Source organism: Lysobacter sp. DMC97, from assembly GCF_056313745.1.
This window is the reverse complement of the sequence record NZ_JBQUZR010000001.1, coordinates 730692-746433: the sequence shown is the minus strand read 5'-3', so window position 1 is coordinate 746433 and position 15742 is coordinate 730692. Positions and strand designations below refer to the sequence as shown.

At 68.8% G+C, this 15742-nt stretch carries 18 protein-coding genes; 16 read left to right on the top strand and 2 right to left on the bottom strand.

Translation table 11 applies throughout. From position 1 onward, the window contains the following. The first annotated feature begins 6 nt into the window (after nt 1–6). From lepA to recO, 9 genes are all read left to right on the top strand, one after another. Nucleotides 7–1800, top strand: coding sequence for a translation elongation factor 4 (gene lepA, locus ACT53Q_RS02920; protein WP_476185174.1), 1794 nt, complete (start codon nt 7–9; stop codon nt 1798–1800). A gap of 120 nt (nt 1801–1920) precedes the next feature. Beyond that, nucleotides 1921–2739, top strand: a complete 819-nt coding sequence (lepB, locus tag ACT53Q_RS02915; RefSeq protein WP_476185134.1) for a signal peptidase I — start codon at nt 1921–1923, stop codon at nt 2737–2739. Between the two features lie 75 nt (nt 2740–2814). Then, the gene (locus ACT53Q_RS02910) at nt 2815–3192 is read left to right on the top strand and encodes a DUF4845 domain-containing protein (protein ID WP_476185133.1); all 378 of its coding nucleotides are present in this window, start codon (nt 2815–2817) and stop codon (nt 3190–3192) included. Between the two features lie 13 nt (nt 3193–3205). Further along, the gene (rnc, locus tag ACT53Q_RS02905) at nt 3206–3871 is read left to right on the top strand and encodes a ribonuclease III (RefSeq protein ID WP_476185132.1); all 666 of its coding nucleotides are present in this window, start codon (nt 3206–3208) and stop codon (nt 3869–3871) included. Nucleotides 3872–3979: 108 nt separating this feature from the next. After that, nucleotides 3980–4453 carry a hypothetical protein gene (locus ACT53Q_RS02900; RefSeq protein ID WP_476185131.1) on the top strand — a complete coding sequence of 158 codons (474 nt, stop codon included), beginning with the start codon at nt 3980–3982 and terminating at the stop codon, nt 4451–4453. Nucleotides 4454–4504: 51 nt separating this feature from the next. Next, entirely contained in the window at nt 4505–4897 is a 393-nt protein-coding gene (locus ACT53Q_RS02895; protein ID WP_476185130.1) for a hypothetical protein, read from the top strand. A gap of 59 nt (nt 4898–4956) precedes the next feature. Further along, a complete protein-coding gene (gene era / locus ACT53Q_RS02890) occupies nt 4957–5892 on the top strand; it encodes a GTPase Era (protein ID WP_476185129.1) in 936 nt (311 codons plus the stop codon). Between the two features lie 63 nt (nt 5893–5955). Continuing rightward, nucleotides 5956–6375: a hypothetical protein gene (locus ACT53Q_RS02885; RefSeq protein ID WP_476185128.1), complete on the top strand. Its 420-nt coding sequence runs from the start codon at nt 5956–5958 to the stop codon at nt 6373–6375. A 29-nt stretch (nt 6376–6404) separates the two neighbouring features. Beyond that, nucleotides 6405–7184 carry a DNA repair protein RecO gene (gene recO / locus ACT53Q_RS02880; RefSeq protein ID WP_476185127.1) on the top strand — a complete coding sequence of 260 codons (780 nt, stop codon included), beginning with the start codon at nt 6405–6407 and terminating at the stop codon, nt 7182–7184. On the opposite strand, the gene ACT53Q_RS02875 is transcribed toward recO, so the two are convergent. Continuing rightward, nucleotides 7127–7903 carry a response regulator gene (locus ACT53Q_RS02875; RefSeq protein ID WP_476185126.1) on the bottom strand — a complete coding sequence of 259 codons (777 nt, stop codon included), beginning with the start codon at nt 7901–7903 and terminating at the stop codon, nt 7127–7129. The two genes, recO and ACT53Q_RS02875, sit on opposite strands and share 58 nt — an antisense overlap. 126 nt (nt 7904–8029) lie before the next feature. On the opposite strand from ACT53Q_RS02875, the gene ACT53Q_RS02870 reads away from it, so the two are divergent. The 4 genes from ACT53Q_RS02870 (at nt 8030) to rlmD (ending at nt 12523) form a co-directional block, all read left to right on the top strand. Then, nucleotides 8030–9982, top strand: a complete 1953-nt coding sequence (locus ACT53Q_RS02870) for a translocation/assembly module TamB domain-containing protein (RefSeq protein ID WP_476185125.1) — start codon at nt 8030–8032, stop codon at nt 9980–9982. A gap of 57 nt (nt 9983–10039) precedes the next feature. Further along, nucleotides 10040–10681 (top strand): YdbL family probable chaperone protein, encoded by a 642-nt coding sequence (locus ACT53Q_RS02865; RefSeq protein WP_476185124.1) that lies wholly within the window; start codon nt 10040–10042, stop codon nt 10679–10681. Further along, complete coding sequence (locus tag ACT53Q_RS02860; RefSeq protein ID WP_476185123.1) at nt 10666–11094, top strand: barstar family protein; 429 nt, start codon at nt 10666–10668, stop codon at nt 11092–11094. The genes ACT53Q_RS02865 and ACT53Q_RS02860 overlap by 16 nt, the downstream gene beginning before the upstream one ends. 88 nt (nt 11095–11182) lie before the next feature. After that, the gene (rlmD, locus tag ACT53Q_RS02855; RefSeq protein WP_476185122.1) at nt 11183–12523 is read left to right on the top strand and encodes a 23S rRNA (uracil(1939)-C(5))-methyltransferase RlmD; all 1341 of its coding nucleotides are present in this window, start codon (nt 11183–11185) and stop codon (nt 12521–12523) included. A 78-nt stretch (nt 12524–12601) separates the two neighbouring features. Here rlmD and ACT53Q_RS02850 read toward each other — a convergent pair whose 3' ends face one another. Then, nucleotides 12602–13435, bottom strand: a complete 834-nt coding sequence (locus ACT53Q_RS02850; RefSeq protein WP_476185121.1) for a hypothetical protein — start codon at nt 13433–13435, stop codon at nt 12602–12604. Nucleotides 13436–13647: 212 nt separating this feature from the next. Here ACT53Q_RS02850 and ACT53Q_RS02845 point away from each other — a divergent pair, with 212 nt between their 5' ends. From ACT53Q_RS02845 to ACT53Q_RS02835, 3 genes are read left to right on the top strand one after another with little or no spacing between them, the layout of a single operon-like run. Then, nucleotides 13648–14181: a CYTH domain-containing protein gene (locus ACT53Q_RS02845; protein WP_476185120.1), complete on the top strand. Its 534-nt coding sequence runs from the start codon at nt 13648–13650 to the stop codon at nt 14179–14181. Next, nucleotides 14172–15179 carry a beta-N-acetylhexosaminidase gene (nagZ, locus tag ACT53Q_RS02840; RefSeq protein WP_476185119.1) on the top strand — a complete coding sequence of 336 codons (1008 nt, stop codon included), beginning with the start codon at nt 14172–14174 and terminating at the stop codon, nt 15177–15179. The genes ACT53Q_RS02845 and nagZ overlap by 10 nt, the downstream gene beginning before the upstream one ends. Continuing rightward, nucleotides 15176–15736: a hypoxanthine-guanine phosphoribosyltransferase gene (locus tag ACT53Q_RS02835; protein WP_476185118.1), complete on the top strand. Its 561-nt coding sequence runs from the start codon at nt 15176–15178 to the stop codon at nt 15734–15736. Before nagZ ends, ACT53Q_RS02835 begins: the two co-directional genes overlap by 4 nt. Nucleotides 15737–15742: the final 6 nt, after the last annotated feature.

Here is a 15742-nt window from a genome sequence, read left to right as displayed (position 1 = left end):
GACCCCATGCGGAACATCCGCAACTTCTCGATCATCGCCCACGTCGACCACGGCAAGTCGACCCTGGCCGACCGCATCATCCAGCTGTGCGGCGGGCTGGAGGCGCGCGAGATGGAGGCGCAGGTGCTCGACTCGAATCCGATCGAGCGCGAGCGCGGCATCACCATCAAGGCCCAGTCCGTGTCGCTGCCGTACAAGGCGAAGGACGGCCAGATCTACCAGCTGAACTTCATCGACACCCCCGGCCACGTCGACTTCAGCTACGAAGTCAGCCGCTCGCTGGCCGCCTGCGAGGGCGCGCTGCTGGTGGTCGACGCCGCGCAGGGCGTCGAGGCGCAGTCGGTCGCCAACTGCTACACCGCGGTGGAGCAGGGCCTGGAAGTGGTGCCGATCCTCAACAAGATCGACCTGCCGACCGCCGACATCGAGCGCGCCAAGGCCGAGATCGAGGCCGTCATCGGCATCGACGCCACCGACGCTGTCGCGATCAGTGCGAAGACCGGCCTGAACGTCGGCGACGTGCTGGAGGCGATCGTGCATCGCATCCCGCCGCCGAAGCCGCGCGACACCGACCGGCTGCAGGCGCTGATCATCGATTCGTGGTTCGACAACTACCTCGGCGTGGTCTCGCTGGTGCGCGTGATGCAGGGCGAGATCAAGCCCGGCGACAAGCTGCTGGTGATGTCGACCGGCCGCTCGCACCAGGTCGAGAACGTCGGCGTGTTCACGCCCAAGCGCAAGGCGCTGCCGAAGCTCGGCGCCGGCGAGGTGGGCTGGGTCACCGCGAGCATCAAGGACGTCCACGGCGCGCCGGTCGGCGACACTCTGACCAGTGCGCAGCATCCGGCGGCGGAGCCGCTGCCCGGCTTCCAGGAAATGCAGCCGCGCGTGTTCGCCGGCCTGTTCCCGGTGGACGCCGAGGACTACCCGGACCTGCGCGAGGCGCTGGAGAAGCTCAAGCTCAACGACGCCGCGCTGCGTTTCGAGCCGGAAAGCTCCGAGGCGATGGGCTTCGGCTTCCGCTGCGGCTTCCTCGGCATGCTGCACATGGAGATCGTGCAGGAGCGCCTGGAGCGCGAGTACAACCTCGACCTCATCACCACCGCGCCGACGGTCGTCTACGAAGTGCTGAAGACCGACGGCAGCGTGATGCCGCTGGACAACCCGGCCAAGCTGCCGCCGGTGAACCACATCGAGGAGGTCCGCGAGCCGATCATCCGCGCGAACATCCTCACGCCGGCCGACTACATCGGCAACATCATCAAGCTGTGCGAAGAGAAGCGCGGCGTGCAGATCGGCATCACCTACATGGCCAGCCAGGTGCAGATCAGCTACGAGCTGCCGATGGCCGAGGTGGTGCTGGACTTCTTCGACAAGCTCAAGTCGGTGTCGCGCGGCTACGCCTCGCTGGACTACCACTTCCTGCGCTTCGACGCCGGCCCGTTCGTGCGCGTGGACACGCTGATCAACGGCGACCGCGTCGACGCGCTGTCGATCATCGTCCACCGCAGCCACGCCGACCGCCGCGGCCGCGAGCTGTGCGAGAAGATGAAGGACCTGATCCCCCGGCAGATGTTCGACGTGGCCATCCAGGCCGCGGTCGGCTCGCAGATCATCTCCCGCAGCACGGTCAAGGCGCTGCGCAAGAATGTGCTGGCGAAGTGCTACGGCGGCGACGTCAGCCGCAAGCGCAAGCTGCTGGAGAAGCAGAAGGAAGGCAAGAAGCGGATGAAGCAGGTCGGGCGGGTGGAGATCCCGCAGGAAGCCTTCCTCGCCGTGCTGCAGGTGGACAACAAATAGTCCGGGCCACGAGAATCGACGGCGGGCCGCGGTCCGTCGCCGGTGCCCGGTCCCGTTTCCCATCCCGGTCGCGATGCCTTTCGCGATCCCGTTCGTGATCCCCGTTCCGAAGGAACTTCCATGGTCTGGTTCGAAATCCTGCTCGTCGCGCTCACGCTGCTGACCGGCGTGATCTGGCTGCTGGACAAGCTCGTCCTGTCCAAGCGCCGCGCCCGCGCCGACAACCTGCTCGACAGCGCGGAGGAGCCGGTGATCGTCGACTACGCCCGCGCCTTCTTCCCGGTGTTGGCGCTGGTGCTGGGCCTGCGCAGCTTCGTGGCCGAGCCGTTCCGCATCCCGTCCAGTTCGATGATGCCGACGCTGCTGATCGGCGACTTCATCCTGGTCAACAAGTTCGCCTACGGCCTGCGCCTGCCGGTGACCAACACCAAGATCGTGCAGATGGGCGAGCCGCAGCGCGGCGACGTGGTGGTGTTCCGCTACCCGGGCAAGGGTCCGGACGATCCGAACACCGGGCAGGACTACATCAAGCGCGTCATCGGCCTGCCGGGCGACACCATCGAGTACGCCGGCCACACGCTGACCGTCAACGGCAAGGTGCTGGACTACACGCTGGACGGCGAGTTCACCGGCACCGGCCGGAACGCCGAGATGAACGGCGCGGCCAAGTTGACCGAGAAATTCCCGGGCCACCAGCACCAGGTGCTGGAGCTGCCGGACCAGTTCGCCGACCCGCGCGGCGAGGGCACCTGGGTGGTGCCGGCGGGGCATTACCTCGTGATGGGCGACAACCGCGACCGCAGCGATGATGGTAGATTCTGGGGATTCCTGTCGGAAGACCGGCTGCGGGGCAAGGCCTTCCTGGTGTGGCTGAACTGCAGCGGCTGGTTCTGTTCCGACGGTTTCGACGCCTCGCGCATCGGCAACGGCATTCCCTGACGCCGGCACGCAGGCACCGTCGCCGGGCAACACCCGGATTTCTTCAATACGCCGATTTCCAGAGGGGATACGGATATGCGACGCAAGCAGAGCGGCATGACCTTCACCAGCTTCATCGTCGTGATGTCGGTGGTGGGTTTCTTCCTCTTCATCCTCATGAAGCTGTTCCCGATGTACCAGGAATTCTTCGCGGTCAAGACCGCCCTGAACGGGCTGTCCGCGGACCCGGAGACCGCCGTGCAGTCGCCCGAACAGATCAAGGACAAGTTCTTCAAGCGGCTGTACATCAGCTACTCGGAGAACGTGAAGCCGCAGAACGTGCACTTCGAGAACCGCAGCGGCGCCCAGGTGATGAAGGTGGACTACGAGGTCCGCAAGCCGCTGATCTACAACCTCGACGTGGTCGGCAAGTTCAGCGCCGAGGCGACCTTCGGCGGCAAGCCGGCGAATTGATGCCGGTGTTGCAGTGAACGCCGCCGTCTCCTGCGGAGGACACGTCTTCCGCGACGGCGGCCTGCTGCAGCGCGCGCTGACCCACCGCAGCGCCGCCGCCGTCCACAACGAGCGGCTGGAATTCCTGGGGGACGCGCTGGTCGGCGCGATCGTCGCCGACGCCCTGTGCGCACGCTGGCCGAAGGCGGCCGAAGGCGAACTCACCCGCGCCCGCGCCGAACTGGTGCGCGAATCCGCGCTCGCCGCACTCGCGCGCCGGCTGGAACTCGGGCCGCGGTTGCTGCTGGGCCCCGGCGAGATGAAGTCCGGCGGCCATCGTCGCGATTCGATCCTCGCCGACGCGCTGGAAGCGGTGGTCGGCGCGATCTACCTCGACGCCGGCTTCGACGTCTGCCGCGCGGTGGTGCTGCCGTGGTTCGCCGAGGCCATCGAGACCCTGCCGCCGCCGCACAGGCTTGGCAAGGATGCGAAGACCCGCCTGCAGGAATGGCTGCAGGGACGGCAGCGACCGCTACCGGCCTACGCGCTGCTGTCCGAGAGCGGCGAGGAACACGCCAAGACCTTCCGTGCCGAGTGCGCGCTCGCCGAACCGCCGCTGCGCCGCGAGGGCGAAGGCGCCTCGCGACGGGCCGCCGAGCAGGCCGCGGCCGAGGCCGTGCTGGCCGCCCTCGACGCCTGAGGACCGGGCGCCGCGATCGGCATTGACCGGTCGCCGCGGGGAATCCCGTGTCATCCGATGCCGTCCGCAGCGCGGAAGGCGCATCGTCATTTCCAAGGGACATCCGCCATGTCACGTGCCTCGACGATCGCGATCGTCGTGCTGGGTTTGCTCGTCCTCGTCGAGGGCGCCATGCTCCTGCACCGTCCCGTCGCGCAGGCGGACGCCACCGTGCGCGGCGAGGTCGGCGCCCGCGCGGAGAACGCCGAGGCGGCCGTTTCGTCCGACGTCGTTTCCGATCCGGCGCTGCAGGCCGTGCTCGATCGTCTGACCACGATCGATGCCCGTCTCGCCGCGCTCGAAGGCCCGGGCGGCACGCCTGTCGCGACGCCAGCGCCGGCGCATGCCGACGCGCCCGATCCCGCAGGCTTCGCCGACGCCGATCGCCGGCTGTCGACGCTGATCCCGGGGCGCGTGCTCGGTCACGAGGACGTGGCCCGCTTCCAGATGACGATCGGTGCGCTGCCTGCGGACCAACAGCTCGCTCTGTCCGCCGCGTTCGCGCGCGCGGTCAACGAGGACCGGATCCGGCTGCGGTTCTGAGCCACGCGTTCCGCGCCGGACCGAACCACCATCCCTCATTGGAGATATCGCATGAAGCGTCATGGAAAGATCGTCGCCGGCCTCGCGCTCGCACTGTTTGCCATCGGTCCGGCCTTCGCCGGCGCCCGCGTCGGCCCGTACACCGTCACCATCAACGATGCCTCGCGCATCGCCTACGGCGCGTTCGCGGATGCCCGCGCCACCGCCGACACCCAGCAGTGGATCGGCTGCTACCACAACGCGTCGAGCGGTTCGTGCGCGGCGACCAACGCCGCCGGCACCAGCCGCACCTGCACCACCACCAACGCGGCGCTGCTCGACGTGATCCGCAGTCTCACGCCGGAGTCGTACGTCTACTTCCAGTGGAACACCGACGGCACCTGCAGCTACGTCCTGGTCGAGAACAGCTCGCGCTTCAAGCCCGCGGCGACCTCGGGCACCTGAGGCCGGCCGTCCCGGTCGCCGCCCCCGCGGCGGCGACCGCCCGGGCTTACAATGCCCGGATGAGCGAATCCCCTTTCCGCGCCGGCCACGTCGCCGTGCTGGGCCGACCCAACGTCGGCAAGTCGACCCTCATCAACGCCCTGGTCGGGACCAAGGTCAGCATCGTCTCGCCGCGGCCGCAGACCACCCGGCACCGCATGCTGGGCATCGCGACCTTCCCCGAGGGCCAGCTGGTGCTGGTCGACACCCCCGGCATCCATGCCGACAAGGGCAAGGCCACGGCCTCGGCCATGCACCGGATGATGAACCGCGCCGCCCGCGGCGCGCTGGAAGGCGTGGACGCGGCGCTGCTGGTGGTCCGCGCCGGGCAGTGGACCGAGGAGGACACCCTGGCCCACGACGCACTGAAGGGCGCCGGCATCCCGACCGTGCTGGTGGTCAACCAGGTCGACCGCTATCCCGACAAGAGCGCGCTGCTGCCGTTCCTCAAGGACGCCAGCGAAGGCCGCGATTTCGCCGCGATCGTGCCGCTGTCGGCGCTCAAGCGCCGCGGCCTGCCGTCGCTGCTCAAGGCGGTGCTGCCGCTGCTGCCGGAACAGCCCGCGCTGTACGCCGAGGACGAGATCACCGACCGCAGCCAGCGCTTCCTCGCCGGCGAACTGGTGCGCGAACAGCTGATGCGCCAGCTCGGCGCCGAACTGCCGTACGCGACCACGGTCGAGATCGAGCGCTTCGAGGAGGAACTGCAGAAGCGCAAGGGCGCGCCGCCGCAGCCGATCTTCAACGTCGGCGCGGTGATCTGGGTCGAACGCGACGGCCAGAAGGCGATCGTCATCGGCAAGGGCGGCGCCCGCCTGCGCGAGATCGGCACCCAGTCGCGGCTGCAGATGGAGCGCATGTTCGGCGTGAAGGTCTTCCTCGAAACCTGGGTCCGCGTCCGCGACGGCTGGTCCGACGACGAAGCCGCGCTGAAGGCGTTCGGGTATTCGGACTAGTTTTCTTCGATTTCATTTCTTTCTTATCGAAGAATAATTGACCTCAATACAGAAAGGCATGATATGGAATCCAGCTTTTTGGTTTTTTCGAGCGGGATAGTTGGTGTGCTTTTGGGTGGAGGGGTAAATTACTATGCGACAATTCAAGCTAAGCGAAGAGAGTGGCGTCTCGAAATCTTGAGGCAGACAATTGCTGAGCGTCAGAGGCTTTATTCTGACTTCTTGTGCTCTAGCACAAAATTCGCTGTTGTTGCAATCGATAATAAAATTAGTGATGTAGAGAAAATTGACATTATATATAACGAGCTGGCTAGAATTGAATTGATCGCGACTGATCCTGTGGTTAGTGCTGCGAGGAAAATTTGTGATCATATTGTCTGTGCTCACGCTCAGAACAAAATTGAAAATACAAGTTTTCCTCAGATCAGAAAGGACTTTGTGTCAGCGGTAAGGATCGAAATTGAAGCGCTCTCGAAAGCCTGATTCAATAATTCGGTTGCGTTGAGGGTTTGATGCGCTACACCGCCGAACCCGCCTTCGTCCTCCACGCCCGCGCCTGGCGCGAGACCAGCCTGCTGGTCGAAGTGCTGAGTCGCGAGCATGGACGCATCGGACTGGTGGCGCGCGGCGTGCAGGGGCCGAAGAAACACCTGCTGCGCGCGGCCCTGCAGCCGCTGCAGCACATCCGCTTCGACGGCGTGCAGCGCGGCGAACTCGCGCAGTTGCAGGGCGCCGAAGCCATCGACGAGGCGCCGCGGCTGCTCGGCGAGGCGATGCTCGCCGGCTTCTATCTCAACGAACTGATGCTGCGACTCGCGCCGCGGCATGACGGCGTCGGCGTGCTGTACGCGATCTACGGCGAGACCCGTGCGCGGTTGGCGCTGGTCGACCTGCCGCTGGCGTGGACGCTGCGCCGGTTCGAGCGCGACCTGATCGAAGCGCTGGGCGTGGGCTTCGCCTGGGACACCGATGGCGACGGCCGCGACATCGATCCGGCCGCGCGCTACGTGCTCGATGCCGAACACGGGCCGCGCCGCCTGCTCGGCGATATCGATCGCCGCCAGACCGCGACCGGCCGCGCGCTGCTGGACCTCGCCGTCGACCGCGAGCCCTGTGCCGAGGACATGCCCGGCCTGCGTCGCGCGATGCGTGCGCTGCTGCTGCACCACCTCGGCGGGCGCGGCCTGAAATCGTGGGAACTGATCGCCGCGCTGCCGCGCGCGCCGTCGCCGGCTCAGCCGACCGAGAGTGCCGGGTCCGAAGACAGCGGATCCGACGACAGCGTGTCCTGAGCAGCGCCTTCGAACTGCGCGAGTGCGGCCGGATCGTCCGGCGCGTCGCGCAGCGCATCGACCGCGGCCGCCAGCCGTGCCGCACCGACGAAGCCGCAGCTCGCCTGGAGGCGATGCAGTTCGCCGCGCAGTGCGTCCGCATCGCGCCTGTCCGCGGCCTCGACGACGCGCGTCGCGACCTGCGCCAATTCCTGCAGGAACAGGCCGCGCATCGCGGCGACGTGATCGCGATGGCCGTTGAGCGCGCGCAGCGCGGCGGCATCGTCCCAGATCGGCGATTTGCCGCAGCGAAGCGGGGCGGCATTCGTCGTTTTGCCTTCCGACGCAGTGTCCGCCGCATCGCCCAGCACGCGCCGCACCGCCGCCTGTAATTGCGCCACGGTCAGCGGCTTCTGCAGCACTTCGCGGAAGCCGGCGTCGATCAGCGCATCCAGCGGTTCGCGGCGCGCTTCGGCGGTGTGCGCCAGCGCCGGCGTGCGCAGGCCGCGTGCGCGCAGTTCGGCTAGCAGCGTCGCGCCGTCGCCATCGGGCAGGTGGGCGTCGAACAGCCACAGGTCGCAGGCGTCGGCCGTCACGCGGGCCTCGGCCAGCGTCGCCGCCGTCGCGACCCGCGCGGGCAGGGCTTCGAGGGCCGCGGCCAGGAACGCCGCGCTCACCGGGTCGTCCTCCAGCAGCAGCACGCGGGGCGGCAGGGCGGGGCGGGCGGCGGATGCATTCATCGCGGGTCGTATACGCTGACGGCCATGTCGCCGCGCATCTTACGCATCCTATTCGCGCTCGTGCTGGCCGCCTGTGCGTGGCCGCACGGCGCGGAGGCACGCACGGCGACGGCACGGATCGCACGCGTGGCGACGGGACTGGCGACGCTGGAGCGCGTCGAGGTCCGCCTCGACTGGCCCGCCGAGGCCGACGCCGGCACGCTCCGTTTGCGGGTCGGCGCACTGGCCGCGCCCTCGCTGGGCTACGCCTTCCGCGACGTGGCTTGGCAGTGCCCGCTGCGCCGCGACGGCGAGGGCGGCTGGCGCTGCGCGGGCACGGTCGTCGCCGGGCGCGCGCCGCCGATGCGGCTGGACCTCGCGCTCGGCACCGCGTTCACCGACGTCGTCCTCGCCCGCGGCGATGCCCGCGTCGAAGTGCATCGTCAGGCCTCCACGCCGGACGACACCCGCATCGACCTCGTGCGCGTGCCGCTGGTGTGGACGCAGGCGCTGCTCGACCAAGCGTGGTCCACGGGCCGGCTGAAGCAGGGGCAGGCCGATGCGCACCTGCGCGTGAACGTGCCCGCACGCGGCCCGGTGCGCGTGAGCGGGCCGCTGACGATCGCTGGCGCGGGGCTGGAAACGCCGGACGCGACCATCGCCGCCGAGCATCTCGGCGCGACGCTCGCGCTCGACGCGCGCTTCGGCGACGACGGCGTGCGCACCATCGGCCTCGACGGCGCGCTGCATGGCGGCGAATTCCTCTACGGCAGCGCCTACGTGTCGCTGCCGGCGACGCCGGTGGCGCTGCGCATCGGTGCCCGCGGCGATGCCGCAGGCTGGCGCCTGCCGACGATCCTCTGGCGCGACGGCCGCACGCTCGCGGTGCAGGGCGAAGCCGCGTTCGCGCCCGACGGTGCCTTGCGTGCGCTCGACGTCGCGGTCGACAGCGACGACGTCGCCGAACTGCCCGCGCGCTATCTCTCCGGCTGGCTCGGCAGCGCGGGCCTCGGCGATCTCGCACTGGACGGCGCGGCGCACGCGCGGCTGCGGCTCGATGCGAACGGCCTGCAGGGCGCCGAAGCGCGACTGGCCGGTCTGACGCTGCGCGACGGCAAGGGCCGCTTCCGTTTCGACGGTCTCGACGGCGACGTGCGTTTCGAAGGCGGCTCGATGCCGGTCGACAGCCAGCTGTCGTGGCGCGAAGGCCGGCTGTACGACCTCGCGTTCGGCGCGTCGACGCTGGCCCTGCACAGCGCCGACGGCGGCATCGCCTTGCGCGCGCCGGCCACGATCCCGGTCGTCGGCGGCACGCTGCGCTTCGATCGCTTCCAGTTGCGCCCGCCGTCCGGCGCGCGGCGGCTGGAAGCCGGCTTCGGCCTCACCCTCGACGGCATGGACATCGGCCGGCTGGCGCAGGCGTTCGGTTGGCCCGCGTTCCGCGGCACGCTGGGCGGCACGATCCCGGACGCGCGTTACGCCGAGGATCGCCTGAGCTTCGAGGGCGGTCTCGACATGCAGATGTTCGATGGCCGCGTACGCGTGTCGTCGCTGGCGATGGAGCGTCCGTTCGGCGTCGCGCCGACGCTGTCGGCCGATCTCGCGCTGGAGAACCTCGACCTGCTCGCGGTCACCGAAGTCTTCGATTTCGGCAGCATCAGCGGCCGGCTCGACGGTGCCATCCGCGACCTGCGCCTGGTCGACTGGACCGCCACCGCCTTCGACGCCGACTTCCACACCGTGCCGCGCAAGGGCGTGCGTCAGCGCATCAGCCAGCGCGCGGTGCAGAACATCTCCAGCGTCGGCGACGCCTCGTTCGTCACCACGCTGCAGGGCCAGCTGATCGGGCTCTTCGACGACTTCGGCTACCGCCGCATCGGCATCGCCTGCCGGCTGCAGAACACGGTCTGCACGATGTCCGGGCTGGAAGGCGCCGGGTCGACGGCAACGTCGGGTTCAGCCGGCGGATTTACCATCGTCGAGGGCGCGGGACTGCCGCGCCTGCGGGTGGTGGGCTTCAACCGGCACGTCGACTGGCCGACGCTGGTCGAACGCCTCCAGGCGGTGGGCAGCGGCGACATCGCGCCGGTCATCCACTGAGGCCGCCCGGCCGGGGACCGGCTACACTCGATCACGATCTTTCACGGGAGAAAACGCATGCGTCGTCTGTTCGGGCTCTCGATGGTGTCCACGCTGGCCCTCAGCGCCTGCGTCACCATCAACGTGTACTTCCCGGCCGCGGAGGCCAAGGAAGCCGCCAAGGTCTTCGTCGAGAAGGTGCTCGACCAGGCCGACGCACCGCCGCCGCAGGCCGCGCCGTCCGGCGGCGGCATGGCGCTGCAGGCGCCGCGCTTCCAGCCGACCCGCTTCGTCGTGGATCGCCCGGCGTCCGGCGGCTTCGATCCGCTGATCCTGCTCGGCATCTCGCCGGCGATGGCGCAGGACCAGCCCGACTTCAACATCCAGACGCCGGCCATCCAGGCCATCCAGGCGCGGATGGAGCAGCGGTTCGACAGCCAGCTGCGCCCGCATTTCGACTCCGGTGCGCTGGGTTTCGGCAGCGATGGCCTGATCGTGGTCCGCGATCCCGCCGCGCTGGCGCTGAAGGATCGCGTGCCGGTCAACAACGCCGTCGCCGACGAGAACCGCGACCGCAAGGCCGTCTACCGCGAGATCGCGGTCGCCAACGGCCACCCGGAATGGGAAGGCCAGATCCGCAGCGTGTTCGCCCGCCAGTGGATCAGCAGCGCGAAGTCCGGCTGGTGGTACCAGCAGGGCGGGGCGTGGAAGCAGAAGTGAGCGGAAACGATAAGCCGCGCCTCATCATCGATGGCGCGGCTTTCGATACGTTGGAAGGGTTTTTCCGGCATTTCTCCGAGATTGCGCTCGGTGGCGGTCCATGGGGACGCAATCTTGATGCATTCAACGACGTGCTCCGTGGCGGATTCGGAACCCCGGATGGCGGTTTCATCCTCGAGTGGCGGAACCACGCGCTTTCACGGCTCCGGCTGGGCCATGCGGAAACGGCCCGGCAATACGAACGGATGCTGCAGACGTGCCATCCCAATCATGTGGCTCATTTCGAGTCCTTGCGGCGTGATGTCATGAGAGGGGAGGGGGCGACGGTCTTTGATTGGATCATCGGGATCATTGCCGACCATGGTCCCGGGGGCGATGAATCCGAGGACGGGATCGAACTTGTATTAAGTTGATGCCCGTACCCCCCGATTGGCGGGACGGGGCTGGCGCGCGCGCCGCCATGCGACAATCGCGGCCCGCTTTTCGCCTTCCGACCCGCCCGTGGCCCGCAATCGCATCGACCAGACCCCGTTCGCCCTCGACATCCTCGATCTGAGCCACGACGGCCGCGGCGTCGCCCGTCGTCCCGAGGGCGACGTGCATGCGGGCAAGACGGTGTTCGTGTCCGGCGCGTTGCCGGGCGAGCGGGTGATGGCGAAGCAGACCGCGAAGTCGCGGCATTTCGATGAAGCCGCGACCGTCGAGGTGCTGGTCGCGTCGCCGGACCGCGTCGACCCGCGCTGCACGCATTTCGGCACCTGCGGCGGCTGCGTGCTCCAGCACCTCGCCGAGGACCGCCAGATCCTCTACAAGCAGCAGGTGCTGCTGGACAACCTCCAGCGCATCGGTCATGTCGAGGCGAAGACGCTGCTGCCGCCGCTGGTCGATGCCGCGTGGGGCTATCGCCGCAAGGGCCGGCTGTCGGTGCGCCGGGTCGAGAAGAAGGACAAGACGCTGGTGGGTTTCCGCGAAGCCGATCCGCGCTTCGTCGCCGACCTGCGCGAATGCCACACCGTGATCCCGGCGATCGGCATGAAGCTCGACGCCATCGGCGCGCTGGTCGATGGTCTTGATGCCCGCCGCGACATCCCGCAGATCGAGTTCATCGCCGGCGACGCCACCGTGGCGCTGATCTTCCGTCACCTGCAGCCGCTGGGCGAGCGCGATCGCGATGCGCTGACCGCGTTCGCGCAGGCGCACGGGTTCGCGATCTTCCTCCAGCCCGGGGGCATCGATTCGGTGCAGCCGCTGTGGCCGCAGGATCCGCCGCTGTCGTTCGCGCTGGCGCCGTGGAACGTGGGATTGAAATTCCGGCCGCTGGATTTCATCCAGGTCAACGCCGGCCTCAACGAGAAGATGATCGCGCGCGCGCTGGAGTTGCTCGACGTGCAGCCGGACGATCGCGTGCTGGATCTGTTCTGCGGGCTCGGCAATTTCACGCTGCCGCTGGCGCGTATCGCGCGCGAGGTCGTCGGCGTGGAAGGCGAGGCCGGCCTCGTGATGCGGGCGCGCGAGAACGCGGCGCACAACGCGCTGGCGAACGCGCAGTTCCATGCCGCCGATCTCGCGCAGGATCTGTCGGGGCATGCGTGGATGCGCGCGGGCTTCGATCGCCTGCTGCTGGACCCGCCGCGTTCAGGCGCCGACGGCGTACTGAAGCAGTTGCCACTGAAGGGGCTGAAGCGGATCGTCTACGTCAGCTGCCATCCCGGCTCGCTGGCGCGCGATGCCGGCTACCTCGTCAACGAGCGCGGCTGGACGCTGGAGGCCGCGGGCGTCATGGACATGTTCCCGCACACCGCGCACGTCGAATCGATCGCGCTGTTCTCGCCGCCGCGCTGAGTCGCGCCGATTCGCCGTCGTCGCAAACGACGACGCCCGCGTGCGGGACGCGGGCGTCGGATGTGCCCGGCTTTTCCGTCAGAGCAGCGTGCGCGGGGCGATCACCGGAGCCGACTGCGACGGCTGTTCCGTCTCCTGCTGCGGCGCCGGGCGCTGCGGCTGCGGCGGTTCGGCCGTGGCCTGCGCACCGCTGACCTGCAGCGACTGTTGCTTCGCCTGGTCGACGGACACGTTGGCGTAGACCGCATCGGGCGCGCCCGGATGCGAGCCGTGGATCGCGAACACGCGATCATTGCCTTCGCCGACGGCGACCGACAGCTGCTTGGGATCGAAGCTATCGCGGTTGAAGCCCGGCGTCTGCGCGAGCTGCGCGGTCAGTGCGCCGGCGACGTTGCTGCGCTCGTCGGCATTCAGCGGCAGGCGCTGGGCATCGAGCGCGTGCATGCCGGCGTTCATCGCGGCGAACACGCCTTCGTAGGCGCCGAAGGACTTGTTCAGCAGCGCCTGGTTCTGGCTGGTGGCCGACACCTCGCGCACTTGCTGGGAATGCCGCTGCGCGATTTCGGAGGCGTGTTCCAGGCGCCAGGACTCGTAGCGCAGCACGCGTTCGGCTTCGCGCAGGCGTTCCTGTTCCGCGATCGTGTCGTCGATGCCGTCGTCGTTGTGGCGGCGCATGGCCAGCAGGTTGCGCTGTTCGTCGGCCGAGAGCTTGCGCTCGTGCGGCATCAGCATGGGGCCCGCATCGATCGGGTGGTCGCTCAGCGCCGGGATGGCGTCGCGCTGGTTCTGCGTCGTGTGTTCGGAGATTTCCCGGCCCAGCGATCCCGGCGTGTCCGGGCGGTTCTGGGGGGAGGTGCGCTCGCCGTGGTCGGCGTCGGCGCGGCGGTCTTCTTGCGGAGTTTCGCTAGGCATGGCGAGAGTCCCTGGTCGGTTGGACGATCGGCGTTCGTCAGTTTCGCCCGGCTGGCCGAGAATTGTTAAAAATTCGCTAATCGCCAGGCAACCGCAATCATCCTAGCACGCGATCCGGGCCCGCGGGCAACTCCGTCCGGGGCGTCGCTGATTCCCGCGCCGCTGCGCCTACAATACCGGCCCGCCTGAGCCCGGACCGGACCCGCCACCCCGTGGCCATCGAAATCGAACGCAAATTCCTGGTCCTCGACGACCGCTGGCGGGCGCAGGCGCATCGCACCATCCCGATGGCGCAGGGCTACCTCAACGACCAGGCCTCGCTGGACGAGGGCCGGCAGCAGGTGTCGGTCCGGGTGCGGCTGGAAGGCGACGAGGCGCGGCTGAACCTCAAGAGCCGCGACCTGGGCCATACCCGCGAGGAATACGACTACGCGATCCCGGTCGAGGACGCCCGCGCGCTGCTCGCGCGCTGCGTCGGCGGCCTGATCGACAAGCGCCGGCATCTGGTGTCGTTCGGCGACCACCTGTGGGAAGTCGACGAGTTCCTCGGCGACAACGCCGGGCTGGTCGTGGCGGAGGTGGAACTGGACGACGGCGACGAGGCGTTCGCGCGTCCGCCGTGGCTGGGCGCCGAGGTCACCGACATCGTGCGTTACTACAATCTGGCTTTGGCCGCGCGGCCGTTCTCGCAATGGCGCGACGACGAACGCGACGGCCGCGATCTGGAGTCTGTCCCATGCTCGTAATCGGCGTCGCCGGTCCGGAACTCACCGCGCAGGAACGCGACTGGCTGCAGCACGACGCCTGCGCCGGCGTGATCCTGTTCAAGCGCAACTTCGTGTCGCGCGCGCAGGTGGCGGAGCTGTCCGCGGCCATCCGCGCCGCGGCGCCGCGGCCGCAGTTGATCTGCGTCGACCAGGAAGGCGGCCGCGTGCAGCGCTTCCAGGACGGCTACAGCGCACTGCCGCCGCTGGAAGGGTTCGGCCGCCTGTATGCCGACGATCCCGCCGGCGCGCTGGCGCTCGCCGAGGAGCACGCCTGGCTGATGGCCAGCGAAGTGCGCGCCAGCGGCGTCGACCTCAGCTTCGCGCCGGTGGTCGACCTCGGCCGCGGCAACCTCGCCATCGGCAATCGCGCGTTCTCCGACGATCCGCAGGTGGTCGCCGCGTTCACCCGCGCCTACGTGCGCGGCATGCACGCCGCGGGCATGGCCGCGACGCTCAAGCATTTCCCGGGCCACGGCTCGGTGCTCGAAGACACGCATTTCGACGTCGCGGTGGACGACCGTCCGCTCGACGCGATCCGCGCCGAGGACCTCGTGCCCTTCGTCGCGGGCATCGACGCCGGCGCCGATGCGGTGATGCTGGCGCACGTGACCTATCCGCAGGTCGCACCGGAACCGGCGGGCTACTCGCCGTACTGGATCGAGACGATCCTGCGCAAGGAGATGGGCTTCCGCGGCGTGGTGTTCTCCGATGACATCGGCATGGCCGCGGCGTTCTCCGCCGGCGGGGTGAAGCAGCGCATCGACGCACACCTCGACGCCGGCTGCGACGTGGTGCTGGTCTGCCATCCGGAACTCGTCGAGGAATCGCTGGCGGCGGTCGAAGGCCGCACGCTCAACACGATGGCACTGACCGGCCTGCTCGGCCGCGGCGCCCTGGGCTGGGACGGCCTGCTGGCCGATGCCCGTCACGACGACGCCCGCACGCGACTGCAGGCGCATCCGGGAGACATCGCATGACTTCGCCACGACTCGCCGACGTGCTGGCCACCGCCGACCTGCTGCACGACCGCGCCGAACTCGACGCCGTGATCGCGACGATGGCCGACGCCATCGTGCCCGACTACGCCGACGACGACACGCCGCCGCTGTTCGTCACGATCATGCACGGCGGCATGCCGTTCGCGGTGCAACTGGCGTTCGCGCTCGGCGAACGCCGGCTCGACGTCGAATTCGATTACCTGCACGCCACGCGCTACCGCGGCAGCACCTCCGGCTCGGGACTGGCCTGGCTGCATCGCCCGGCGACGTCGATGCGCGGCCGCCGCGTGCTGCTGGTCGACGACATCCTCGACGAAGGCCACACGCTGCTGGCGGTGAAGCGCTGGTGCGAGGACCAGGGCGCACAGGACGTGCGCGTCGCGGTGCTGGCGGTGAAGCGCCACGATCGCCGCGTCGACGGCATCGACGCGGATTACGTCGGCCTCGAAGTCGTCGACCGCTACGTCTTCGGCTTCGGCATGGACTACCACGAGCAAGGCCGCAACCTGCCCGCGATCTACGCGCTGGCCGAATGACGGCGA